Below are 24,223 nucleotides of genomic sequence, written 5' to 3'. Positions count from 1 at the left end.
CCGCCGGAACAACCTATCGGCAATCCAAGAATTTTAAATCGTCTGCCCACAAGGCCAGTCGCAAACTCAGGCAACCGATTCTGGAAGCCTTTCCGCCCTGGAGCAAGCCATGCAAGACCTCGATCCCGTCGAAACCCAGGAATGGCTGGACGCCCTGGAATCGGTTCTCGACAAAGAAGGCGAAGACCGTGCTCACTATCTGATGACCCGTATGGGCGAACTCGCGACCCGCAGCGGCTCGCAGCTCCCTTACGCCATCACCACGCCTTACCGCAACACCATCCCGGTAACCCACGAAGCACGCATGCCTGGCGACCTGTTCATGGAACGCCGCATTCGCTCGCTGGTACGCTGGAACGCGATGGCCATGGTAATGCGTACGAACCTGAAAGATTCTGACCTGGGTGGTCACATCTCCAGCTTCGCTTCCAGTGCGACCCTGTATGACATCGGCTTCAACTACTTCTTCCAGGCCCCGACCGACGAACACGGCGGCGACCTGATCTACTTCCAGGGCCACACCTCGCCAGGCGTTTACGCCCGCGCATTCATGGAAGGCCGCATCACTGAAGACCAGATGAACAACTTCCGCCAGGAAGTCGACGGTCAGGGCCTGTCGTCCTACCCTCACCCCTGGCTGATGCCTGACTTCTGGCAGTTCCCGACCGTATCGATGGGTCTGGGTCCGATTCAAGCGATCTACCAGGCACGCTTCATGAAGTACCTGGAACACCGCGGCTTCATCCAGCCGGGCAAACAGAAAGTCTGGTGCTTCCTGGGCGACGGCGAGTGCGACGAGCCGGAATCCCTGGGTGCGATCTCCCTGGCCGGCCGCGAGAAGCTGGACAACCTGATCTTCGTCATCAACTGCAACCTGCAGCGCCTCGACGGCCCGGTTCGCGGCAACGGCAAGATCATCCAGGAACTCGAAGGCGTGTTCCGCGGTGCTCAGTGGAACGTGACCAAAGTCATCTGGGGCCGTTTCTGGGACCCACTGCTGGCCAAAGACGTCGACGGCATCCTGCAACGTCGCATGGACGAAGTCATCGACGGCGAGTACCAGAACTACAAAGCCAAAGACGGCGCGTTCGTCCGTGAACACTTTTTCAACACGCCAGAACTCAAGGCGATGGTTGCTGATCTGTCCGACGACGAGATCTGGAAACTCAACCGTGGCGGCCACGACCCGTACAAGGTCTACGCGGCGTACCACGAAGCGGTCAACCACAAAGAACAACCAACCGTCATCCTCGCCAAGACCATCAAGGGTTATGGCACCGGTGCCGGCGAAGCGAAAAACACTGCGCACAACACCAAGAAAGTCGACGTCGACAGCCTGAAGTTGTTCCGCGATCGTTTCGACATCCCGGTCAAGGACGAAGAGCTGGAGAACCTGCCGTTCTTCAAGCCAGAGCCAAACAGCGCCGAAGCCCGCTACCTCAGCGAGCGTCGCACTGCACTGGGCGGTTTCGTACCTCAGCGCCGCGCACAAAGCTTCAGCGTGCCGACTCCGGACCTGGACACCCTCAAGGCCATCCTTGACGGCTCCGGCGACCGTGAAATTTCCACCACCATGGCCTTCGTGCGGATCCTCGCGCAACTGGTCAAGGACAAGGAAATCGGCCCGCGCATCGTTCCGATCATCCCGGACGAAGCCCGTACCTTCGGTATGGAAGGCATGTTCCGTCAGCTGGGCATCTACTCGTCCGTCGGCCAGCTCTACGAGCCAGTCGATAAAGACCAGGTGATGTTCTACAAGGAAGACCAGAAAGGTCAGATCCTTGAAGAAGGCATCAACGAAGCAGGCGCCATGAGCTCGTTCATCGCTGCCGGTACTTCGTACTCCAGCCACAACCAGCCGATGCTGCCGTTCTACATCTTCTACTCGATGTTCGGCTTCCAGCGTATTGGCGACCTGGCCTGGGCCGCTGGCGACAGCCGTACCCGTGGCTTCCTGATCGGCGGCACCGCCGGCCGTACCACCCTGAACGGTGAAGGTCTGCAACACGAAGACGGTCACAGCCACCTGCTGGCCGCGACCATCCCGAACTGCCGCACCTACGATCCGACCTACGGCTACGAGCTGGCGGTGATCATTCAGGACGGCATGAAGAAGATGACCGAAGAGCAACAGGACATCTTCTACTACATCACCGTGATGAACGAGTCGTACCAGCAGCCAGCCATGCCGGCCGGTGCCGAAGAAGGCATCAAGAAAGGCATGTACCTGCTCGAAGAAGACACCCGCGATGCGGCGCACCACGTACAGCTGATGGGCTCCGGCACCATCCTGCGTGAAGTCCGTGAAGCGGCGAAGATTCTGCGTGAAGAGTTCAACGTTGGCGCTGACGTGTGGAGCGTTACCAGCTTCAACGAACTGCGTCGCGACGGCCTCGCTGTCGAGCGCAGCAACCGTCTGAAGCCTGGCCAGAAGCCTAAGCTGAGCTACGTCGAAGAGTGCCTGAACGGCCGTAAAGGTCCGGTCATCGCCTCTACCGACTACATGAAACTGTTCGCCGAGCAGATCCGTCAGTGGGTACCGTCCAAGGAATTCAAAGTCCTGGGCACCGACGGTTTCGGCCGCAGCGACAGCCGCAAGAAACTGCGTCATTTCTTCGAAGTCGACCGTCATTTCGTGGTGTTGGCAGCCCTGGAAGCATTGGCTGACCGTGGTGATATCGAACCTAAGGTGGTGGCTGAGGCCATCGTCAAGTTCGGCATCGACCCGGAAAAACGCAACCCACTGGACTGCTGAGGAGACATTTTGTGAGCGAACTCATTCGCGTACCTGACATCGGCAGCGGTGAAGGTGAAGTAATTGAACTGTTTGTGAAGGTCGGCGACCGTATCGAAGCCGACCAGAGCATCCTGACCCTGGAATCGGACAAGGCCAGCATGGAAGTGCCGGCCCCGAAAGCCGGCGTCATCAAAAGCCTGAAAGTGAAGCTGGGCGACCGTCTCAAAGAAGGCGACGAACTGCTTGAGCTGGAAGTCGAGGGCGCCGCTGAAGCGGCCCCTGCTCCGGCTGCTGCGCCGGCTGCAAAAGCTGAAGCCAAACCGGCTGCCGCTCCTGCAGCTGCCGCGCCAGCGGCTGCCCCTGCTGCCGCTTCGGTTCAGCAAGTGCACGTGCCGGACATCGGCTCGTCGGGCAAGGCGCAGATCATCGAGATTCAGGTCAAGGTCGGCGACACCGTCGAAGCTGATCAATCGTTGATCACTCTGGAATCCGACAAGGCGAGCATGGAAATCCCGTCGCCTGCCGCTGGCGTGGTCAAGGCCATCAGCGTCAAGCTCAACGACGAAGTCGGCACTGGCGACCTGATTCTGGACCTCGAAGTGGCGGGTGCTGCGGCCCCTGCTGCGGCCGCTCCGGCTCAGGCTGCTGCACCGGCCGCTGCCGCCGCGCCTGCTCCGGCAGCCGCGCCAGCAGCACCGGTTGCTGACAGTGTTCAGGACATCCACGTTCCGGACATCGGTTCGGCTGGCAAAGCCAAGATCATCGAAGTGTTGGTCAAGGCTGGCGACACCGTCGAAGCTGATCAATCGCTGATCACCTTGGAATCCGACAAGGCGAGCATGGAAATTCCATCGCCTGCCGCTGGCGTGGTGGAAAGCGTTTCCATCAAGCTGGATGACGAAGTCGGTACCGGCGACCTGATTCTGAAGCTGAAAGTCAAAGGCGCGGCTCCTGCTGCTGCCCCGGCGCCAGCTACCGCTGCTGCACCAAGTGCTCCTGCCGCTGCAGCTCCGGCTGCCGCAGCACCTGCACCTGCCGCCGCTCCAGCCGCCGCACCGGCCAAGCCGGGCGCGAAAGTTCACGCCGGCCCAGCCGTGCGTCAACTGGCCCGCGAGTTCGGCGTCGAGCTGAACGCTGTCGGTGCCAGCGGCCCGCACGGTCGTATCTTGAAAGAAGACGTGCAGGTTTACGTCAAAGCGATGATGCAGAAGGCCAAGGAAGCACCGGCCGCTGCTGCTGGCGCAACCGGTGGCGCGGGCATCCCGCCGATTCCGGTCGTCGATTTCAGCCGTTTCGGCGAAATCGAAGAAGTGCCGATGACTCGCCTGATGCAGATCGGCGCGTCGAGCCTGCACCGCAGCTGGCTGAACATCCCGCACGTGACTCAGTTCGATTCGGCTGATATCACCGAGCTGGAAGCGTTCCGCGTGGCGCAGAAAGCCGTTGCAGAGAAGGCCGGCGTCAAGCTGACCATCCTGCCGCTGCTGCTCAAGTCGTGCGCGCACATGCTCAAGGAGCTGCCGGACTTCAACAGTTCGCTGGCGCCAAGCGGCAAAGCGATCATCCGCAAGAAATACGTGAACATCGGCTTCGCCGTCGATACCCCGGATGGCCTGCTGGTACCGGTCATCAAGAACGTCGACCAGAAGAGCCTGCTGCAACTGGCAGCCGAAGCCGCTGCGCTGGCCGCCAAAGCCCGCGACAAGAAGCTCACCGCTGACGACATGCAAGGCGCCTGCTTCACCATTTCCAGCCTCGGCCACATTGGCGGCACCGGCTTTACGCCGATCGTCAACGCGCCGGAAGTGGCGATCCTCGGTGTTTCCAAGGCAACCATCCAGCCAGTCTGGGACGGCAAAGCCTTCCAGCCGAAACTGATGCTGCCGCTGTCGCTGTCCTACGATCACCGTGTGATCAACGGCGCCGCTGCCGCACGCTTCACCCAGCGTCTGGGCAGCCTGCTGGCGGACATTCGCACGATCCTGCTGTAACTCGATCGGCCCTCCGGCGACGGAGGGCCGATTGCTGCACCCTTTCGAGCGCCACACGCTCGTACCTCAACCCCGTCAGTTTGGCGGGGCTTTTTTTTGCCTGAAGAAAATCCTTTCTCGTCTTTTTCCCACAAGCTGCGCTGATTTCGGCCACAGCCCTGGTCGACTTGGCCCCGATCTTTTTCATTCAATACGCAACTAACCTAGGCGCAACCAATTCAACTAAGCAACACTTGCAAACTTACATATTTATTAAAATTCATTCGAATGGATTCGACATGTTAAAACCAACTATCGGCCCGATTATCGGCCACATTACAACTAATCACGCACGCATATTCATGCGTGGCGACCGGCAGAACAATGCTTTGGTATTTGCCGGTGTACGTTATCGCGCCGTCGGTGCACAACCGTGGTCAAAAGGTAACTTTGCGCGCCTGAGCGAGTGGCGTGATATGTCGCATGTGTTCGCAATCAATAACTTGAGCAGCGACACCGAGTATGAATATCAGGCCGGCTGGTTCAGTCCGATGAGTCCCGTGCATACCCCGGACAGCGTCGCCGAACTGCCGCTGCAATGGCCGCGCGAGATTTATCGCCTGCGCACTCGTTCCAGCAAAGCCCGGCAGCCCAGAGCCTATATCGTCGGCTCCTGCCGCTATCTGCGCATGACCGCCGGCATCGCTTCCCTGCCACAACTGGGCGACCGGATCTTCGCGTCCATCAATCAGGTGATCGAAGGCATACAACCGCCGATCAGCGCAGTAATGATGACCGGCGACCAAATCTACGTCGACGATTTGAATCTGCTCGCACCCGATCGCGAATACAAAGATATCCTCAGCAAGTACCGCGCCGCGTTTTCCCAACCGAATATTCAACGTTTGATGTCGGGCACTTCGACTTACATGATTCTCGACGATCACGAAATCGAAGATAACTGGCCCGCCAATGCCAGCACATCCGACGACGACTTATACCGTAACGCCATGGCCGCTTATGATCTGTATCAGGCCAGTCATAGTCCGGCACATCCGCTGACAACTAACGGTGAAGTAGATCACTCGACACTTGAGCATTACTGGTATCAATTCAGCGACGGCGATATCGAATGGTTTGTGACTGACAGTCGTACCCGCCGCAACTTGTCAGCCGATGATCGACGCATCCTCGACGAGGCACAGGAACAGGCCCTGCTCAAATGGCTGAGCAACAGCACCGCGCGGGTCAAGTTCGTGGTCACCAGCGTGATGTTCTATCCGGACCGCAAGCTCCACGGCGATGACGCCTGGAAAGCCTTTCCCGAGCAGCGCCTGCGCCTGCTGGAGACCATCCGCACCCGACGCATCAAGAATGTCGTGTTCATCTCCGGAGACGTACATGGCTCGCTGACCGCTCGCTTGACCCACAGCGCAGACCCGGACTTCGAAGTCCACACCGTGGTCTCCTCGCCGCTGTGCAACAGCAAACTGCTGCCTTACGCCAAGGCGTCCACGTTCATTCTGGATCAGCCGCTGGTGCGCACGGCGGCGGGCGATTACCGGCATGAGCTGACCAGCACGGTGGTCAGTGAAGACAATTTCGCCCACATGGTGGTCGAGGCCGGGCAGATTCAGGTCAATTACCACGACCGCGATGGCAAACGCATGCAATCGATCAGCATTCCTCTGCGCTGAGTTTCCAGTCAAAGGACGCCGTTGCGGGGCACGAACCGCTCTGGAACGGCGTTCTTTCAATTCAACTGGATTACTTTTCAGCGCACGCTGGAGAAATGTTCAGTGCAGCCGACATATTCTTATAGCACTTGGCCTTCATCTCTCTTGTCAGTCGGTGCCGCAATGATGCAACCTTGCCGCAGGCAACAGTAAAGAGGGCGCGAGCCCGGCGCGTTCAGCATATTTCCAAGCGAGTTCCCTTCATGAAGAGCCAACCCGATGCCGCCAGCCGTATGGCGGCCGAGGTAGTGACGCAGTTGCCTGTGCCCTCGCGGCTCGGCATGCTGCGTTTCGAGCGCTTGAATGAAGCCAGTTGGGCCATGCTGTTTCTCGATCCCAACTGTGAACGCCAGTTCGGTCAGCCGGCTGTCGAGCTTTGCGCGCTGGTCGGCTCCCCCTACGCCAGCCTGATGGAACCCGAAGCGCGTTATCAACTGCACGACACGATCCAGCAACAGCTGACCGCCAGCCCGCATTATCTGGTGCGTTACACCCTGCACACGGCAGCTGGTGCGCTGAACATTCTGGAACTGGGCGAAGCCTACAAACAACACAACCGTCATCTGCTGCGCGGCTATCTGCTGGCGGTCGATCACGTCTTCGACGAAGCGCCGCCACTGCCCTCCGTTGACCTCGAAACCCAGAACTCCCGCCTGCAGATCGCCCTGGAACTCAACCAGCGCGCCCAGCAGGAACAACTGCAGCACCTGGAGCGCGTACGCGCCCAGCAGGACCTGATTCTGCTGCTCGCGCGCCAGCGCTACAGCACGCACAACTCGCTGCAAGAAGCCGCCGAACTGATCACCCGCTGCGCCTGCGATATCTATGAGATCGACTGCGCCAGCCTGTGGAACCTTGAAGGCCAGCATCTGGTGCCGATCTCCGCGTATCACCGCGCGACCCAGGAGTACATTCTCCCGGACGTGATCGACATCAGCGGCTTTCCCGACTACATGGACGCCCTGCACGGCAGCCGCGCCATCGACGCGCACAATGCAATGCGTGACCCGCGTACCCGTGAGATGGCCGAGGCCCTGCGCCCGCGCGACGTCAACGCGATGCTCGACGCCAGCATCCGCGTCGACGGCCAGGTCGTCGGCGTACTGTGTCTGGAGCAGACCGGCGTCACCCGCGCCTGGCAGTCCGACGAAATCGCCTTTGCCGGGGAACTGGCCGACCAGTTCGCGCAAGTCATCAACAACCACAACCGCCGCACCGCCACCAGCGCCCTGCACCTGTTCCAGCGTGCGGTCGAGCAAAGCGCCAACGCGTTTTTGCTGGTCAATTGCGACGGCGTGGTCGAGTACGTCAATCCAAGTTTTACCGCGATCACCCAGTACACCACCGAGGAAGTCCACGGCCAGCGCCTGTCCGAGCTGCCGGCGCTGGAAAACCTCAGTGAATTGTTGTTCGACGCGCCCTCGGCGCTGGCCAAGAGCAACAGTTGGCAGGGCGAATTCAAGAGCCGCCGCAAGAACCTCGAACCGTACTGGGGCCAGTTGTCGATCTCCAAGGTCTACGGCGACAAACGTGAACTGACCCACTACATCGGCATCTACGAAGACATCACCCAGACCAAACTGGCGCAGCAGCGCATCGAGCGTCTGGCCTACACCGACAACCTGACCAACCTCGGCAATCGCCCGGCGTTTATCCGCAATCTGGACGAACGCTTCGCCCGCGATAGCGATACCCCGATCAGCCTGTTGTTGGTGGACATCGACAACTTCAAACGGATCAACGACAGCCTCGGTCACCAGACCGGCGACAAGCTGCTGATCAGTCTGGCCCGGCGTCTGCGCAATAGTCTGAGCCCGAGCGGCAGCCTCGCGCGCTTCGCCAGTAACGAGTTTGCGGTGCTGCTCGACGATACCGATCTGGCGACCGGCCAGCAGATCGCCAACCAATTGCTGGCGACGCTGGATAAACCGATGTTCGTCGACAACCAGTTGATCAGCGTTACCGGTTCGGTCGGCCTGGCCTGCGCGCCGCTGCACGGTCGCGACCCGCAAACCCTGATGCGTAACGCCGGTCTGGCGCTGCACAAGGCCAAGGCCAACGGCAAACATCAGGTGCAAGTCTTCACCGAAGCGTTGAATGCCGAGGCCAGTTACAAACTGTTCGTTGAGAACAACCTGCGCCGTGCTCTGACGCAGAACGAGCTGGACGTGTTCTATCAGCCCAAGCTGTGCCTGCGCAGCGGGCGTCTGCTGGGCATGGAAGCACTGTTGCGCTGGAATCACCCGGAACGCGGCATGATCCGCCCGGACCAGTTCATCAGCGTCGCCGAAGAAACCGGCCTGATTATTCCGATCGGCAAGTGGATCGCCCGTCAGGCCTGCCGCATGAGCAAAGCGCTGACCGCTGCTGGGATGGGCAATCTGCAGGTGGCGATCAACCTGTCGCCGAAACAGTTCTCCGACCCGGATCTGGTCGCCTCCATCGCCAACATTCTCAAGGAAGAAGCGCTGCCCGCCAATCTGCTTGAACTGGAGCTGACCGAAGGCCTGCTGCTGGAAGCCACCGAAGACACGCACTTGCAGCTCGACCAGCTCAAGCGCCTCGGGCTGACGCTGGCCATGGACGACTTCGGCACCGGTTACTCGTCGCTGAGCTATCTGAAGAAATTCCCGATCGACATCATCAAGATCGATCGCAGCTTCATCCACGAAATCCCCGACAATCAGGACGACATGGAAATCACCTCAGCAGTGATCGCCATGGCGCACAACCTGAAACTCAAGGTCGTGGCGGAAGGCATCGAGACTGCCGAACAACTGGCGTTCCTGCGTCGGCACCGTTGCGATGTTGGCCAGGGTTACCTGTTCGACCGGCCGATCCCCGGTGGCGAACTGATCCAGGCCCTCAAACGCTACCCGCGCGGCCCGCTCTGCCTCTGATCACCACAAGCTGTTCCTCTAGAAGACACTCCCCCTGTGGGAGCGAGCCTGCTCGCGAAGACGGAGAGTCAGTCGACATCAACATTGCCTGACATACCGCTTTCGCGAGCAGGCTCGCTCCCACATTTGGATAGTGCGAAGTCGGGCATCATTGGGCACACTGGCGGTCTGACTTTTTACATCCAACCTGACTGAGAGGAACGATCATGGTTCTGCGCTCGGAAATTCTGGTGAACAAAAACGTGCTCCCGACTAAAGAACAAGCTTTGCCCGGCCGCGAAACCGCGATGACCCTGCCTGAAAAGCACTTCGTCTTCGAAGAAACCCCACTGCTTGGCCCGTTTTTCCAGGACGTCGACTTTGCGATTTTCGGTCTGGGCTGCTTCTGGGGCGCCGAGCGCCGCTTCTGGCAGCGCGAAGGCGTGGTCAGCACGGTCGTCGGTTATGCCGGCGGTTTCACGCCGAACCCGACTTACGAAGAAGTCTGCTCGGGCCTGACCGGCCACGCGGAAGTGGTGCTGGTGGTGTATGACAAGGATAAAGTCAGCTACGAAGAGCTGCTGGCAATGTTCTGGGAACTGCACAACCCGACGCAGGGCATGCGTCAGGGCAATGACATCGGCACGCAGTACCGCTCGGTGATCTACGCGACCTCGCCTGAGCATCTGGATGCGGCGCTGAAAAGCAAAGCGACCTACCAGGCTGAGCTGTCGAAAGCAGGTCTGGGTGAAATCAGCACCGAGATCGAACAGGCTCCGACCGTGTACTTCGCCGAGACGTATCACCAGCAGTATCTGGCGAAGAATCCTGAGGGTTACTGCGGGATTGGCGGCACCGGCGTGTGCATGCCACCGAGCCTGGCGGGTAACTGACCCCGTCGACGGATCGTTCCCACGCTCTGCGTGGGAATGCCTCAATGGACGCTCTGCGTCCGCTGTTGGGACGCGGAGCGTCCCGGGCTGCGTCCCCACGCGGAGCGTGGGAACGATCAGTCAGTGATCAGCTCTCGGCAATCAACCAATCCATCTGCCACCCGCCCTGGGTCTGCCCAAGCTTCTTCGACAACCACGGCAGCAGCTCACGCAATTCATCTTCCAGCCCCCACGGCGGATTGGCAATCGCCATGCCCGAGCCGTTCAGGCTATTCGGCGTATCCAGCGGGTGCACCAGCAGTTCCACGCGCAGCAACTTCGGCGCACCGGTACCGGCCAGATCCTGATAGAAGCGACGCAACGCACGCTGGTCCTTCACCGGATACCAGATCGCCGCCACGGTTTGACGCATGCGGCCAATCGCCTCTTTCAACGACGCCGCGCAACGCTGCATCTCGTCGAGTTGCTCGAACGGCGGATCAATCAACATCACCGCACGCTTCTCCTGCACCGGCAACATCGCCCGTGCGACGTGCCAACCCTCGCCCAGATGAACCTTGACCCGACGATCACCGGCCATGTTGTCCTTGAGCAGTACGCCGTCTTCCGGGTGCTTCTCGTTGAGCATCACCCGATCCTGCGGCCGCGTCAGACGCCGCGCCAGCTCCGGCGACCCCGGGTAATAGCGCAACTGGCCATCCGGGTTCATCTCGTGCAGCACCTTCATGTAGTCGGCGGTCAGCGCCGGCAGATCCGGCTGATCCCACAAGCGCGCGATACCTTCCAGGTACTCACCGGTACGGTTGGCCTGATCACCCTGCAAGTCATACAGACCGATGCCGGCGTGTGTGTCGAGATAGGCAAACGGCTGCTCCTTGCGCGACATCAGGGCGATGAGGCGGGTCAAGGTCAGGTGTTTGAACACATCGGCGTGATTGCCGGCATGGAAGGCGTGACGATAATTCATGGCTGCTCCTGCGAAGGGCGCAAAGTTTACCTTTTACCGCGCGGCAAGTCAGGGGTTCGCAGCCGAGCGGACAAAAGCCTGCCCTCACCCTAACCCTCTCCCGGAGGGAGAGGGGACTGACGGTGGTGATCTTGCGAGATACATCGACCTGAATAATCGGCGTGATCTCAGGCTTGGCCAAGCGAAGATCAGCGCGGGGTCGGCGTACATCACCCAGACAACTCGGTCAGCCCCCCTGAAGAAAACTTATATCAAGGCTTGGCCAAGCGAAGTTCACCACTGAAGTCGCAAGTCGGCGTACATCCCCCAGACAACTCGGTCAGTCCCCTCTCCCTCTGGGAGAGGGCTAGGGTGAGGGGCTTTGCTTTTATGGCGTTAAACTGGCTAACCATGAACGACAGGAAGTCAAAAGCTCATGCGATATCTGATCATCTGCTTATTCAGCCTGCTTAGCCCATACCTCGCCCTTGCCGACGAAACCCACATTGAACAGGCACGCCAGACACTCAAAAACCATGGCCTGAGCCACTGCATTCTGGCGTCATTCAACGAACACTCCGCGCTTAAAAAAGACATTGCACTGTCCGCCAATGCCTATTCGTTCATGGGCACAGGCATGCATTCCATCCTGCAAAATGAAGACACACTGCAAGTGCTGCACGACCCCTATAAAGAAACCAGAAACTACGTATTGACGGCTTACGAGCAGACACCTTCAAACAGCAAATACTCGAATGAAAAAGTCGTGTTTTTTGGCTGCCTGAAGGTCTACAACTCCGAGGCGTTCAACAGTTTTATCAACACTCAGGATGCGTACATTCCACCCATCAAAGTCAAAAGATCTTTCACCCTGCCACCACTCTCGCAGTGACAACGAAAAGACTATCCCTGCAACCCACCGCCCACCCGTTCATGAAAACCGCCGCAACTTGAAGGAATCGTCCGAGACCTTCGCCCCGAAAACTCACTCTGACTCTGCCAGCAAAAACGCCAGCAACGCCGATCTCGACGATTCTTCCGACATTGAAACATGAAAAAACCGCCTCACCTTGCAACGCAAAACTGCCTCTGAAAAGGCTTCGAAAAGTGTCGGATGTTCCTCGCTCAACCACTGCAACGCATTGGCCGTTCGAACGTCATTGCCCTGCTGCGCCAGCACCGAAGCCGGCACCTGCCACCACGGAAATGCCCGCCCCGACACCTGCGCCCTGCCGCCAATTCCCAGCGCCTGACCATTGATCAAACAACGCCCGATCAGCGGAAACAGTTGTGCCGCATCCACCTTATCGGCCTGAAGAATCGGCAACAGAAAGCGCCCGTCCCAGAAACGGAAAAACACCGTTTTGCCGCCCGGCATCAGCACTTGGGTGAGACTGCGAAAGTGCGCCACCACCTCTTCCAGACTCGCCGAAGAAACCGCCAGCCACCCCCAATCCTGCGACTCGGTGGTGGCGACCCAATGCAGAAACTCACTGTCAGCGGCGACAATTCCCACGTAAGGCATCACCGCATCCCACTCGGCATAGATCGTCTCGGCCCAGATCGGACTCGCCATTTCTGGCCAGGCCTCAAGCGGCTTCGCCTCGCTGGCATTGCTGAACACCACGAACAATTGCTCGGATGCACTCAACGGTTCCCGCGCCAACCATTCGGCAGGCAAAAGAAAATCAGGCTGCACAGAGACCGTCCTTGCAACGCTCGCACTCTTCGCAGAATGGCGCATCACCCTTGAGGCTCATGATTTGTGCGGCGGTGAGCATGGCAGCCGGCGCGGCGGCGAGTTTTTCCGGCAATCCAGGTACAACCGGCGCGGCACTCATCGCTGCCATCGGCGCACCACCTACAACAATCGGCACGCTGCTGAAAATCCCACCCGGACCGATGTTGATCCACTGCCCACCGGCCTGAATCGTCGCACTCGCCCCGCCATCAATGACCACTTGCTGACCGGCGCTGACGTGGAATTGCCCACTGGCGCTGATCGCCTGATTGCTCACGCGAATATGCCGGTCGCCGATCACGCTCAGATGGTCGTCCTGCTTCACTTCGGTCTGCCGCTGTCCGTGGGTGATGCGCTGCTCATCAGCCTTTAACTCATGGCGGGCGGTGCCGGTGACGACGATGCTGCGCTGGTTGTCGACCTGCACCTGTTGATCATTCAACACATGCTGCGTCCAGTTGCGCTGGGCGCGCAGGTAGATTTCCTCGGAGCCTTTGCGATCCTCGATGCGCAGTTCGTTGTAGCCGCCACCGCCGGGGCTGCTCTGAGTGCGGAAAATGCTGCGGGTCTTGTCCGCTGGCAGATCCAGCGGGATCGGTGTCGCGGCGTTGGGCAGGCAGCCCACGACCAAGGGTTTGTCAGCGTCGGCATCGATGAAGCCGACCAGCACTTCCATGCCGACTCGCGGAATCAGAACGCTGCCGTAACGGTCGTGGGCCCAATTAGTGGCAACGCGCAGCCAGCAACTCGAATGCTCGTTCAATTCTCCGTCGCGATCCCATGCGAGCTGCACCTTGACCCGGCCGTACTCGTCGCAGTGGATTTCAGTGTCTTTCGGCCCGGTCACAACAGCCGGTTGGTAACCGGGCATCCGTGGCTTTTCCGTCCCCAGCGACGGGCGAAAGAACACGTCCCACGGCGTGGCGAGAAAGGTATTACGGTAACCCTGGAAACCTTCCCCATCGCTGGTCACCGATTCCTCCAGCACTTGCGGCTGGCGGCCATGGTGTTCGACGGCAGTCAGCAGCCACAGGTCATTCCAGTCATGGCGCGGATGCTCAGTCAGTTGCAGGAAATGTCCGCAAACCAATGCGGATTCGTCGCTGATGCCTTCGGCCTGACGGTAGTCGGCGACATGTCGCTCAAGTGCCCGCTGGGCGAGATGCTTGCCGGTTTCGCGATCGTTGAATTGGCCAGGGAAGTGATAGTCCTCCAGCACCGGGCGCTGCTCAGCGTCGACACGACTTTCCAACTGCAGTCGCGGCTTGATGAAATTGTAATCGCGCCGGGTCACCACGCTGGTGCGGGTTTCCACCCGCACGTTGAAACGCTGAATCGCCCGCGCTCCGCCCGCCATGCCGCTGCCCGGCAGATATAGCGTCGACTCAGCCAGACGTGGAAACACCGTCTGGTCGTCGCCGAACACCAATAGATGGCCTTCGGGACTGTGCTGGAAGTGGTAGTGAATGCCGACCTCTGCACACAACCGCTGAATGAAGGCCAGATCACTCTCGGCGTATTGCACGCAATACTCGCGCACCGGGTATTCGCTGCCGAGGCGAAATTCGAAGGCATCACGCAAGATCGAATGATCCTTGAGGACTTGCGCGACAATCTGCGGAACCGTCAGATGCTGGAAGATCCGCTGATTGATCCGCTGCCCGAGGTACGTCAGACGCGGAACGAGACTGACATGATAGCGCGTCAGACGTTTCCCGGAATCGCCCTGCCCGACCTGATAAATCTGACCATGGATACCGGAACCCTGCGCATCCAGGCGCAGAAACGCCTGACAGTGCAGCAGGCTTTCAAGGTCCAGATCCGGCCGCTCGCTGACCAGTTCCAGCTCGAAGCGGAACGGTTGGCTGATGGCTTCCTTGCCCGTGAACTCAAGGACCTTGAGGTCATGCTGGGCGCCTTCGAGGGTCAACGTGAAACGCGGTTGATTGGCAGGCGCGAACATCCGATGTCTCTCTGCAAAATGAAGGGCGGGCGATTCTGCATGAGGGGCAAGGGGTGATGAGTGGGTGACGGAAAAATCAGATTTGCCCTACTTTGTTTGACGAAAACCCCTGCAAAAAGCGGCGCCTTCAACTACAGACAAATCCTCCAAAACCACCACCGCCCCCCTGTAGGAGTGAGCCTGCTCGCGATAGCGGTCTGACATTCAGCATTGATGTCGACTGACACACCACTATCGCGAGCAGGCTCACTCCTACAGGGGAGCACGGTGAATCAGAGAAATCGCAGGCACAAAAAAACGGCCCGCCTCCTGTAGGAAACGGGCCGTTTTCAGGTGAGCTTCAGCTCAGAACAATTACTTGTTCAGGTGGAAATCTTTTTCCGCCGCTTCGAAGCGCTGCACCATGCCTTTGGTCGGCTCGCCCATCTTGCTGACGATGAAGATGGCCAGGCTGGCGAAGATGAAGCCCGGAATGATTTCGTACAGACCCAGCAGTTCGAAATGCTTCCAGACCACCACGGTGATCGCGCCGACCAGGATACCGGCCAGTGCGCCGTCGCGAGTCATGCCTTTCCAGATCACCGAGATCAGTACAACCGGACCGAACGCAGCACCGAAACCGGCCCAGGCGTAGGACACCAGACCCAGTACGCGGTTTTCCGGGTTGGCTGCCATCGCGATCGCGATCAGCGCAACCAACAGCACCATGGCGCGGCCGACCCAGACCAGTTCAACCTGGGAGGCGGATTTACGCAGGAAGGTTTTGTAGAAGTCTTCGGTCAGGGCGCTGGAGCACACCAGCAACTGGCAGCTCAGGGTGCTCATTACAGCGGCGAGAATCGCCGACAGCAGCACACCGGCAATCCATGGATTGAAGAGGATCTTGGCCAGTTCGATGAACACACGTTCATGGTTCTCGGTGACTGGGCCGGCAACTTCCGGGTGTGCCGAGAAGTAAGCAATACCGAAGAAACCCACGGCCACGGTGCCGCCCAGGCACAGGATCATCCAGGTCATGGAGATGCGACGGGCGTTGGCAATCGACTTCACCGAATCCGCCGCCATGAAACGCGCGAGGATGTGCGGCTGACCGAAGTAGCCGAGACCCCAACCCATCAGCGAGATGATGCCGATGAAGGTCGTGCCTTTGAGCATGTCGAAGTTGCTTGGATCATTGGCTTCGATGGCCAGGAACGTGGTGTCGACGCCGCCAGTGGCCAGCAGGACGATGATCGGCGTAAGGATCAGCGCGAAAATCATCAGCGTGGCTTGTACGGTGTCAGTCCAGCTCACCGCGAGGAAACCGCCAACGAAGGTGTAGGCAATCGTCGCCGCAGCACCGGCCCACAACGCTGTCTCGTAAGACATGCCGAAGGTGCTTTCAAACAGACGGGCGCCAGCCACGATGCCGGAGGCACAGTAAATGGTGAAGAACACCAGGATCACGATCGCCGAAATGATGCGCAGCAGGCCGCTTTTGTCTTCGAAACGGCTGGAGAAGTAGTCCGGCAGGGTCAGGGCGTCGCCGTTGTGTTCGGTCTGCACACGCAGACGGCCGGCAACGAACAGCCAGTTCAGGTAGGCACCGACGATCAGGCCGATGGCGATCCAGCTTTCGGACAGACCGGACATGTAGATGGCGCCCGGCAGGCCCATCAACAACCAGCCGCTCATGTCGGAAGCACCGGCAGACAGCGCGGTGACGACGCTGCCGAGGCTGCGACCACCGAGAATATAGTCGGAAAGGTTATTGGTGGAGCGATAGGCCATGAAGCCGATCAGCACCATTGCTGCGATGTAGATCACGAACGTGATCAGTGTTGGATTGCTTACGCTCATTAAGTTACGCCCTGGCTTTGTTTTTATGTAGCAGCGGTGATGAACAGCGCGCAAACGATGACGTTTGGCAGACGATTCGCGATCCCGCGCATTTAGGACTGATGTTTCCCCAGGAAAGCCACCAGCCGATGCACCGGGTTATCCCGGTTGCACCTAGGGCGCGAATGCTATGCAACAAACTAAAAAAGGTGCAACCAGTTTCGCGAGAATTAGTTGCACCTAGTCGGATATATCGAGAAACAAGCGGTTTTTGCTCCCTTTTAGCGCAGTCAAAGCGCATTGCTAGAAGCAAAAGCACCAAGCAAGTGCCGCACTTTCGTACCAGAAAATAATTCCTGACGAAGCGTTTATTTTTCCGACAAAAAAAGGGTTGCACCCGGTTGCACCTCTTTCGGCGCACGGCTAATCTTGCCGCCAGCTGATGCCACGCAACTGTGGCAACCATGAGGATAAAAATATGGCTACCACCACCCTTGGGGTCAAACTCGATGACCCGACCCGCGAGCGCCTGAAGGCGGCCGCGACCTCGATTGATCGCACACCGCACTGGCTGATCAAGCAGGCAATTTTCAATTACCTGGAAAAACTCGAGGGTGGTGCAACCCTGACCGAGCTGAATGGTCTGACCGCCAAGGACGCCGATGAGGCGGGCGAAGTCCACACCGATCACGCCCACCAATGCTTCCTCGAATTTGCTGAAAGCATCCTGCCGCAGTCCGTACTGCGCGCTTCGATCACCGCCGCTTACCGTCGCCCTGAGCCGGAAGTGGTACCGATGCTGATCGAGCAGGCGCGCCTGCCGGTCGCCATGGCTGAAGCCACCAACAAACTCGCCGCCTCCATTGCGGAAAAACTGCGTAACCAGAAAAGTGCCGGCGGTCGTGCAGGCATTGTTCAAGGTCTGCTGCAGGAATTTTCCCTGTCGTCCCAGGAAGGCGTGGCGCTGATGTGCCTCGCCGAAGCGCTGCTGCGCATCCCGGACAAAGGCACTCGCGATGCACTGATCCGCGACAAGATCAGCACTGGCAACTGGCATCCGCACTTGGGCAACAGCCCTTCGCTGTTCGTCAACGCGGCCACTTGGGGGCTGCTGCTGACCGGCAAACTGGTCTCGACGCACAACGAAGCTGGCCTGACCTCTTCGCTGAGCCGCATCATCGGCAAGAGCGGCGAGCCGATGATCCGCAAGGGCGTCGACATGGCCATGCGCCTGATGGGCGAACAGTTCGTCACCGGCGAAACCATCGCCGAAGCCTTGGCCAACGCGAGCAAGTTCGAAGCCAAGGGCTTCCGTTATTCCTACGACATGCTCGGTGAAGCGGCACTGACCGAACACGATGCGCAGAAGTACCTGGCGTCGTACGAACAAGCCATTCACTCGATCGGCAAAGCGTCCCACGGCCGTGGGATTTATGAAGGCCCGGGCATTTCCATCAAGTTGTCGGCACTGCACCCGCGTTACAGCCGTGCGCAGTACGAGCGTGTGATGGACGAGCTGTACCCGCGCCTGCTGTCGCTGACCCTGCTGGCCAAGCAATACGACATCGGTCTGAACATCGACGCCGAAGAAGCCGACCGTCTCGAACTGTCACTGGATCTGCTTGAGCGCCTGTGCTTCGAGCCGCAGCTGACCGGCTGGAACGGCATCGGTTTCGTCATCCAGGCTTACCAGAAGCGTTGCCCGTACGTGATCGACTACGTGATCGATCTGGCTCGCCGCAGCCGTCATCGCCTGATGATCCGTCTGGTGAAAGGCGCCTACTGGGACAGCGAAATCAAGCGCGCCCAGGTCGAAGGCCTGGAAGGCTATCCGGTCTATACCCGCAAGGTGTACACCGACGTTTCCTACATCGCTTGCGCACGCAAACTGCTGTCGGTGCCGGAAGTCATCTATCCGCAGTTCGCCACGCACAACGCCCACACCCTGTCGGCGATTTACCACATTGCCGGTCAGAACTATTACCCGGGCCAGTACGAATTCCAGTGTCTGCACGGCATGGGCGAACCGCTCTACGAGCAGGTTGTAGGCAAAGTTTCCGAAGGCAAGCTGAACCGTCCGTGCCGCGTGTACGCGCCGGTCGGTACCCACGAGACGCTGCTGGCGTACCTCGTACGTCGCTTGCTGGAAAACGGCGCGAACACTTCGTTCGTCAACCGCATCGCCGACCAGTCGATCTCGATTCAGGAGCTGGTAGCCGATCCGGTGGCGCAGATCGAGCAGATGGCGACCGTGGAAGGTGGATTCGGCCTGCCGCACCCGCGCATCCCGCTGCCGCGTGATCTGTACGGTGCCGAACGCGCCAACTCCAGCGGCATCGACATGGCCAACGAACATCGCCTGGCTTCGCTGTCCTGCGCTTTGCTCGCCACTGCCCACACCGACTGGAAAGCAGCGCCGATGCTCGGTTGCGCTTCCAGCACTGAAACCCCTGCACCAGTGCTGAACCCCGCAGATCACCGTGATGTGGTCGGTCATGTTCAAGAAGCTACCGTCGAAGATGTCGACAACGCCATTCAATGCGCGCTGAACGCTGCGCCGATCTGGCAGGCCACCCCGCCCGCCGAACGTGCAGCGATTCTGGAACGTGCCGCTGACTTGATGGAAGGCGAGATCCAGCCGCTGATGGGCCTGCTCGCTCGTGAAGCCGGCAAGACCTACGCCAACGCCATCGCCGAAGTCCGCGAAGCCGTCGACTTCCTGCGTTATTACGCAGTGCAGGCTCGCAACGATTTCAGCAACGACGCCCACCGCCCATTGGGCCCAGTCGTATGCATCAGCCCGTGGAACTTCCCGCTGGCAATCTTCAGCGGCCAAGTGGCTGCTGCATTGGCTGCCGGTAACCCGGTACTGGCCAAACCGGCCGAGCAGACTCCGCTGGTTGCCGCTCAGGCCGTGCGCTTGATGCTCGAAGCCGGGATTCCGGAAGGCGTGCTGCAATTGCTGCCGGGTCGCGGTGAAACCGTTGGTGCCGGTCTGGTGGGTGACGAGCGCGTCAAGGGCGTGATGTTCACCGGTTCCACTGAGGTCGCGCGTCTGCTGCAACGCAACATCGCCGGCCGTCTCGACAACCAGGGCCGTCCGATTCCGCTGATCGCCGAAACCGGTGGCCAAAACGCGATGATCGTCGATTCGTCGGCTCTGACCGAGCAAGTGGTGATCGACGTCGTTTCCTCGGCCTTCGACAGCGCTGGTCAGCGTTGCTCGGCGCTGCGCGTACTGTGCCTGCAGGAAGATTCCGCCGATCGCGTCATCGAAATGCTCAAAGGTGCCATGGCTGAAAGCCGTCTCGGCAACCCTGAGCGCCTGTCCGTGGACATCGGCCCGGTGATCGACGCCGAAGCCAAGGCTGGCATCGACAAGCACATCCAGGGCATGCGCGACAAAGGTCGCAACGTGTACCAAGTGGCGATTGCCGACACTGAAGAAGTCAAACGCGGCACCTTCGTCATGCCGACCCTGATCGAACTGGAAAGCTTTGACGAACTGCAACGCGAGATCTTCGGTCCGGTGCTGCACGTGGTGCGCTACAAGCGCAAAGAGATCGATCAACTGATCGGCCAGATCAACGCTTCCGGCTACGGCCTGACGCTGGGCGTGCACACCCGGATCGACGAGACCATCGCCAAGGTGATCGACAACGTCAACGCCGGTAACGTCTACGTTAACCGCAACATCGTCGGTGCCGTGGTCGGCGTGCAGCCATTCGGTGGCGAAGGCCTGTCGGGTACTGGCCCGAAAGCCGGTGGCCCGCTGTACCTGTACCGCTTGCTGTCGACGCGTCCTACCGACGCCATCGAACAATCCTTCGCTCGCGGTGATGCTGTTGTCGCCCCGGACGTTCGCCTGCGCGATGCCATGAGCAAACCGTTGAACGCGCTGAAAGCCTGGGCTGAAAGCAACAAGTACGCCGACCTGAGCACTCTGTGCGTGCAGTACGCTGCGCAATCGCAGAGCGGCATTACCCGTACGCTGGCGGGCCCGACCGGCGAGAAAAACAGCTACGCGATCCTGCCGCGCGAGCACGTGCTGTGCCTGGCCGAGGTTGAAGGTGATCTGCTGACGCAACTGGCTGCGGTATTGGCCGTGGGCGGTTCGGCGGTATGGCCGGAATCCGACATCAGCAAGGCACTGTTCGCACGCCTGCCGAAGGACATTCAGGCGCGGATCAAGCTGGTTGCTGACTGGAACAAGGATGAGGTGGTATTCGATGCGGTTCTGCATCACGGCCATTCCGACCAGTTGCGCGGCGTCTGCCAGCAGATTGCCAAGCGTGCCGGCGCGATTGTTGGGGTTCAGGGCTTGTCCCAGGGCGAGACCAATATTGCACTGGAGCGTCTGGTGATTGAGCGGGCGTTGAGCGTTAACACTGCGGCGGCGGGTGGTAATGCCAGCTTGATGACAATCGGCTAAACCGCTGTAAATCCAGGCGACCGCAATGGTCGCCTGGAATGTAAACCCCTGTAGGAGTGAGCCTGCTCGCGATAGCGGTCTGTCAGTTAGAATAAATGTGTCTGACAGACCGCTATCGCGAGCAGGCTCACTCCTACATTTGATTAGTGTCGCCCTCACCTCTGCATCACTCTCATCAATCATCCTATCCAGCCTCTATTCCCCCGCCTTAGACTCGGCCCAACCCCAATTTCAGGTAGGCCGCCATGTCCGAGACGCTGCTCAGTTCCCGCAATCTGGCTTTCGAGCTGTATGAAGTCCTCGATGCCGAGGGCCTGACCCGGCGTGAGCGCTTTGCCGAGCACAACCGCGAGACCTTCGACGCCGCCATCGGCACCGCGCGCAACATCGCCGAGAAGTACTTTGCACCGCACAACCGCAAGGGCGACGAGAACGAACCGCGCTATGAAGACGGCAAGGCGATTCTGATTCCGGAAGTGAAACCGGCGGTGGATGCCTTCCTCGAGGCCGGTTTTCTCAACGCCGCGAGAAGTTTCGACGCCGGCGGCATGCAACTTCCTACACTGCTGTCGCAAGCCTGTTTCGCACATTTCCAGTCAGCCAACGCCGCTTCGACGTCCTACCCGTTCCTGACCATGGGCGCGGCGAACCTGATCGAGAGCTTCGGCACCGACGAGCAAAAACAGCGCTTCCTGCAGCCCATGATCGACGGGCGCTTCTTCGGCACCATGGCCCTGACCGAGCCGCACGCCGGTTCGTCACTGTCGGATATTCGTACGCGCGCCGAGCCGGTGTCCGACGGCACTTATCGCCTGAAGGGCAACAAGATTTTCATTTCCGGCGGCGATCACCCGCTCTCGGAAAACATCGTGCACATGGTCCTGGCCAAACTGCCGGACGCGCCTGCGGGCGTTAAAGGTATCTCGCTGTTTATCGTGCCAAAGTTTCTGGTCAACGATGACGGCAGCCTCGGCCAGCGCAATGACGTGCTGCTGGCCGGGCTGTTCCACAAGATGGGCTGGCGCGGTACCACCTCCACAGCGCTGAACTTCGGCGATAACGGTGAGTGCGTCGGCTATCTGGTGGGCGAGCCGCATCGCGGTTTGAGCTACATGTTCCAGATGATGAACGAAGCGCGGATCGGCGTTGGCATGGGTGCAGTGATGCTCGGTTATGCCGGTTATCTGTATTCGCTGGAGTATGCTCGCGAGCGTCCACAAGGGCGGGTGCCGGACAGCAAGGATCCAACCACGGCGCCAGTGGCGATCATTCAGCACGCGGATGTACGACGCATGCTGCTGACGCAGAAATCCTATGTTGAAGGGGCGTTTGACCTTGGCTTGTATGCCGCGCGGTTGTTCGATGACACCACCACGCTTGAGTCCGAAGCCGAGCGCAAACAGGCGCATGAGCTATTGGATTTGCTGACCCCGATCGTCAAATCCTGGCCATCGGAGTTCTGCCTCAAGGCCAACGAACTGGCGATCCAGATTCTTGGCGGTCACGGCTACACCCGCGAATACCCGGTTGAACAGTACTACCGCGATAACCGCTTGAACCCGATTCATGAAGGCACCCATGGCATTCAGTCGCTGGACTTGCTCGGGCGCAAACTGGCGCAGAACGGTGGCGCGGGGCTCAAGCAACTGATTCGTCTGATCGCCAACACCGCTGAACGCGCGACGGCGTATGAATCACTGACCGCATTGCGTGAGCCTTTAGAGAAACTGGTGGCACGTCTGCAAACGGTGACCATCGGTTTGTTGACCGATCTGGCACAGGGCAAGATCAACAGCAGCCTGGCGAACTCGGCGTTGTACCTGAAAGTGTTCGGACACACGGTGATTGGCTGGCGCTGGCTGGAGCAGGCGATTCGTGCCGAGGAAGGGTTGGCCAAGGGCAATTTGGTGGATGCTGACTTCTATAAGGGCAAGCTGCAGGCGGCGCGGTATTTCCTGACGTGGGAAGTGCCGGGGTGCCACCATGAACTGGCGTTGCTGGAGGCGCGGGACGATACGTGCCTGGCGATGCAGGATGCCTGGTTCTGAAAGCCGACCCTCACCCCAGCCCTCTCCCCGAGGGAGAGGGGGCCGACCGAGGTGTCTGACGCTATACATCGACCGGAAAAACCGCGTCGATTATGGATTCGGTACTGCACTCCCAGGTCGGCGTATTACTCAAGCATCCCAAGGTCAGTCCCCTCTCCCTACGAGCGGTCCGACGTTTCGGGAGGGCTAGGGTGAGGGGCTTTTCTGGCTCAACACTCAAGTCAACTTGAACCCACCCATCTGCCGCGCCAGATCATCCGCCAGCCTCTGCAACATCTGACAATCCTCACGACACGCCCTAACCTCCCCCGCCGTCGCCCGCGCCAGATCGGAAATCCCCTGCACATTACGGTTGATCTCTTCCGTCACCGCCGACTGCTCTTCCGTCGCCGTCGCCACCTGATGGTTCATGTCACTGATGCGCTCTACCTGCCCGGTAATCGCCGTCAGTGATGCCCCGGTGCGCTGGCTCGACTCAACCCCGGTGCCGGTTGCGGCTTGACCGGTGCGCATAGACGACACGGCGTTTTCCGCCCCTTGTTTGAGGCTGCCGATCATCTGTTGAATCTCGTCAGTAGACGCTTGAGTGCGTCGCGCCAAGGTGCGCACTTCATCAGCAACAACCGCAAAGCCGCGCCCCATATCCCCGGCTCGAGCTGCTTCGATGGCGGCATTGAGCGCCAACAGGTTGGTCTGCTCGGACACCCCGCGAATCACCGCCAGCACCGAATCAATCGACGCCACTTGATGCGCCAGCTCGCCGACCGCGCCCGCCGCTACGCCAATCTCATCCGACATGCTTTCAATATGCTTGATCGAACCGCCAACCACTTCCCGCGCCTGCATCGCTTCATCCCGCGCGGTTTGCGAGGCCAGTGCCGCGTTGCCGGCGTTCTGCGCAATTTCCTGCACGGTCAGGCCCATTTCGTGAACGGCGGTGGCAACCATGTCGGTCATTTCCTGCTGACGGCCGGAACGCTCGGCAGTGTTTTCCACCACTTTCGCCACTTGCCCCACAGCCGTACGCAGACGCTCGCTGGTGGTCAGCACTTCAGCGATC

General features: G+C 59.6%; 13 protein-coding genes. 8 read left to right on the top strand and 5 right to left on the bottom strand.

Features of this window, described 5'->3' with window-relative positions:
• Positions 1-109: 109 nt before the first annotated feature.
• From aceE to msrA, 5 genes are all read left to right on the top strand, one after another.
• Entirely contained in the window at positions 110-2,755 is a 2,646-nt protein-coding gene (gene aceE / locus QOM10_RS02290) for a pyruvate dehydrogenase (acetyl-transferring), homodimeric type (RefSeq protein WP_007915682.1), read from the top strand.
• Between the two features lie 11 nt (positions 2,756-2,766).
• Entirely contained in the window at positions 2,767-4,728 is a 1,962-nt protein-coding gene (gene aceF, locus QOM10_RS02285; protein ID WP_127925568.1) for a dihydrolipoyllysine-residue acetyltransferase, read from the top strand.
• A gap of 278 nt (positions 4,729-5,006) precedes the next feature.
• Complete coding sequence (locus tag QOM10_RS02280) at positions 5,007-6,404, top strand: alkaline phosphatase D family protein (protein ID WP_316917514.1); 1,398 nt, start codon at positions 5,007-5,009, stop codon at positions 6,402-6,404.
• Between the two features lie 242 nt (positions 6,405-6,646).
• Positions 6,647-9,343: a putative bifunctional diguanylate cyclase/phosphodiesterase gene (locus tag QOM10_RS02275; protein ID WP_316917513.1), complete on the top strand. Its 2,697-nt coding sequence runs from the start codon at positions 6,647-6,649 to the stop codon at positions 9,341-9,343.
• A 206-nt stretch (positions 9,344-9,549) separates the two neighbouring features.
• The gene (gene msrA / locus QOM10_RS02270; protein ID WP_127925565.1) at positions 9,550-10,215 is read left to right on the top strand and encodes a peptide-methionine (S)-S-oxide reductase MsrA; all 666 of its coding nucleotides are present in this window, start codon (positions 9,550-9,552) and stop codon (positions 10,213-10,215) included.
• Between the two features lie 127 nt (positions 10,216-10,342).
• On the opposite strand, the gene QOM10_RS02265 is transcribed toward msrA, so the two are convergent.
• Complete coding sequence (locus tag QOM10_RS02265; RefSeq protein WP_316917512.1) at positions 10,343-11,182, bottom strand: 23S rRNA (adenine(2030)-N(6))-methyltransferase RlmJ; 840 nt, start codon at positions 11,180-11,182, stop codon at positions 10,343-10,345.
• Positions 11,183-11,597: 415 nt separating this feature from the next.
• Here QOM10_RS02265 and QOM10_RS02260 point away from each other — a divergent pair, with 415 nt between their 5' ends.
• Positions 11,598-12,053, top strand: a complete 456-nt coding sequence (locus QOM10_RS02260; protein ID WP_137219307.1) for a hypothetical protein — start codon at positions 11,598-11,600, stop codon at positions 12,051-12,053.
• Positions 12,054-12,146: 93 nt separating this feature from the next.
• On the opposite strand, the gene QOM10_RS02255 is transcribed toward QOM10_RS02260, so the two are convergent.
• The 3 genes from QOM10_RS02255 to putP form a co-directional block, all read right to left on the bottom strand.
• Complete coding sequence (locus tag QOM10_RS02255; RefSeq protein ID WP_137219308.1) at positions 12,147-12,860, bottom strand: DUF4123 domain-containing protein; 714 nt, start codon at positions 12,858-12,860, stop codon at positions 12,147-12,149.
• Complete coding sequence (locus QOM10_RS02250; RefSeq protein WP_316917511.1) at positions 12,850-14,865, bottom strand: type VI secretion system tip protein VgrG; 2,016 nt, start codon at positions 14,863-14,865, stop codon at positions 12,850-12,852. Before QOM10_RS02250 ends, QOM10_RS02255 begins: the two co-directional genes overlap by 11 nt.
• 354 nt (positions 14,866-15,219) lie before the next feature.
• On the bottom strand, positions 15,220-16,704 hold the full coding sequence (gene putP / locus QOM10_RS02245) for a sodium/proline symporter PutP (protein WP_137219310.1): 1,485 nt from the start codon (positions 16,702-16,704) through the stop codon (positions 15,220-15,222).
• A gap of 457 nt (positions 16,705-17,161) precedes the next feature.
• On the opposite strand from putP, the gene putA reads away from it, so the two are divergent.
• On the top strand, positions 17,162-21,115 hold the full coding sequence (gene putA, locus QOM10_RS02240) for a trifunctional transcriptional regulator/proline dehydrogenase/L-glutamate gamma-semialdehyde dehydrogenase (protein ID WP_316917510.1): 3,954 nt from the start codon (positions 17,162-17,164) through the stop codon (positions 21,113-21,115).
• Positions 21,116-21,360: 245 nt separating this feature from the next.
• On the top strand, positions 21,361-23,163 hold the full coding sequence (locus tag QOM10_RS02235) for an acyl-CoA dehydrogenase (RefSeq protein WP_127925559.1): 1,803 nt from the start codon (positions 21,361-21,363) through the stop codon (positions 23,161-23,163).
• 216 nt (positions 23,164-23,379) lie between these two features.
• Here QOM10_RS02235 and QOM10_RS31220 read toward each other — a convergent pair whose 3' ends face one another.
• The gene (locus tag QOM10_RS31220) at positions 23,380-24,111 is read right to left on the bottom strand and encodes a methyl-accepting chemotaxis protein (protein WP_410479217.1); all 732 of its coding nucleotides are present in this window, start codon (positions 24,109-24,111) and stop codon (positions 23,380-23,382) included.
• Between the last annotated feature and the right edge of the window lie 112 nt (positions 24,112-24,223).

The organism is Pseudomonas sp. P108 (assembly GCF_032613195.1).
In the GTDB taxonomy this organism is placed as follows: Bacteria; Pseudomonadota; Gammaproteobacteria; order Pseudomonadales; family Pseudomonadaceae; genus Aquipseudomonas.
This window is presented reverse-complemented; position numbering and strand designations above follow the sequence as displayed.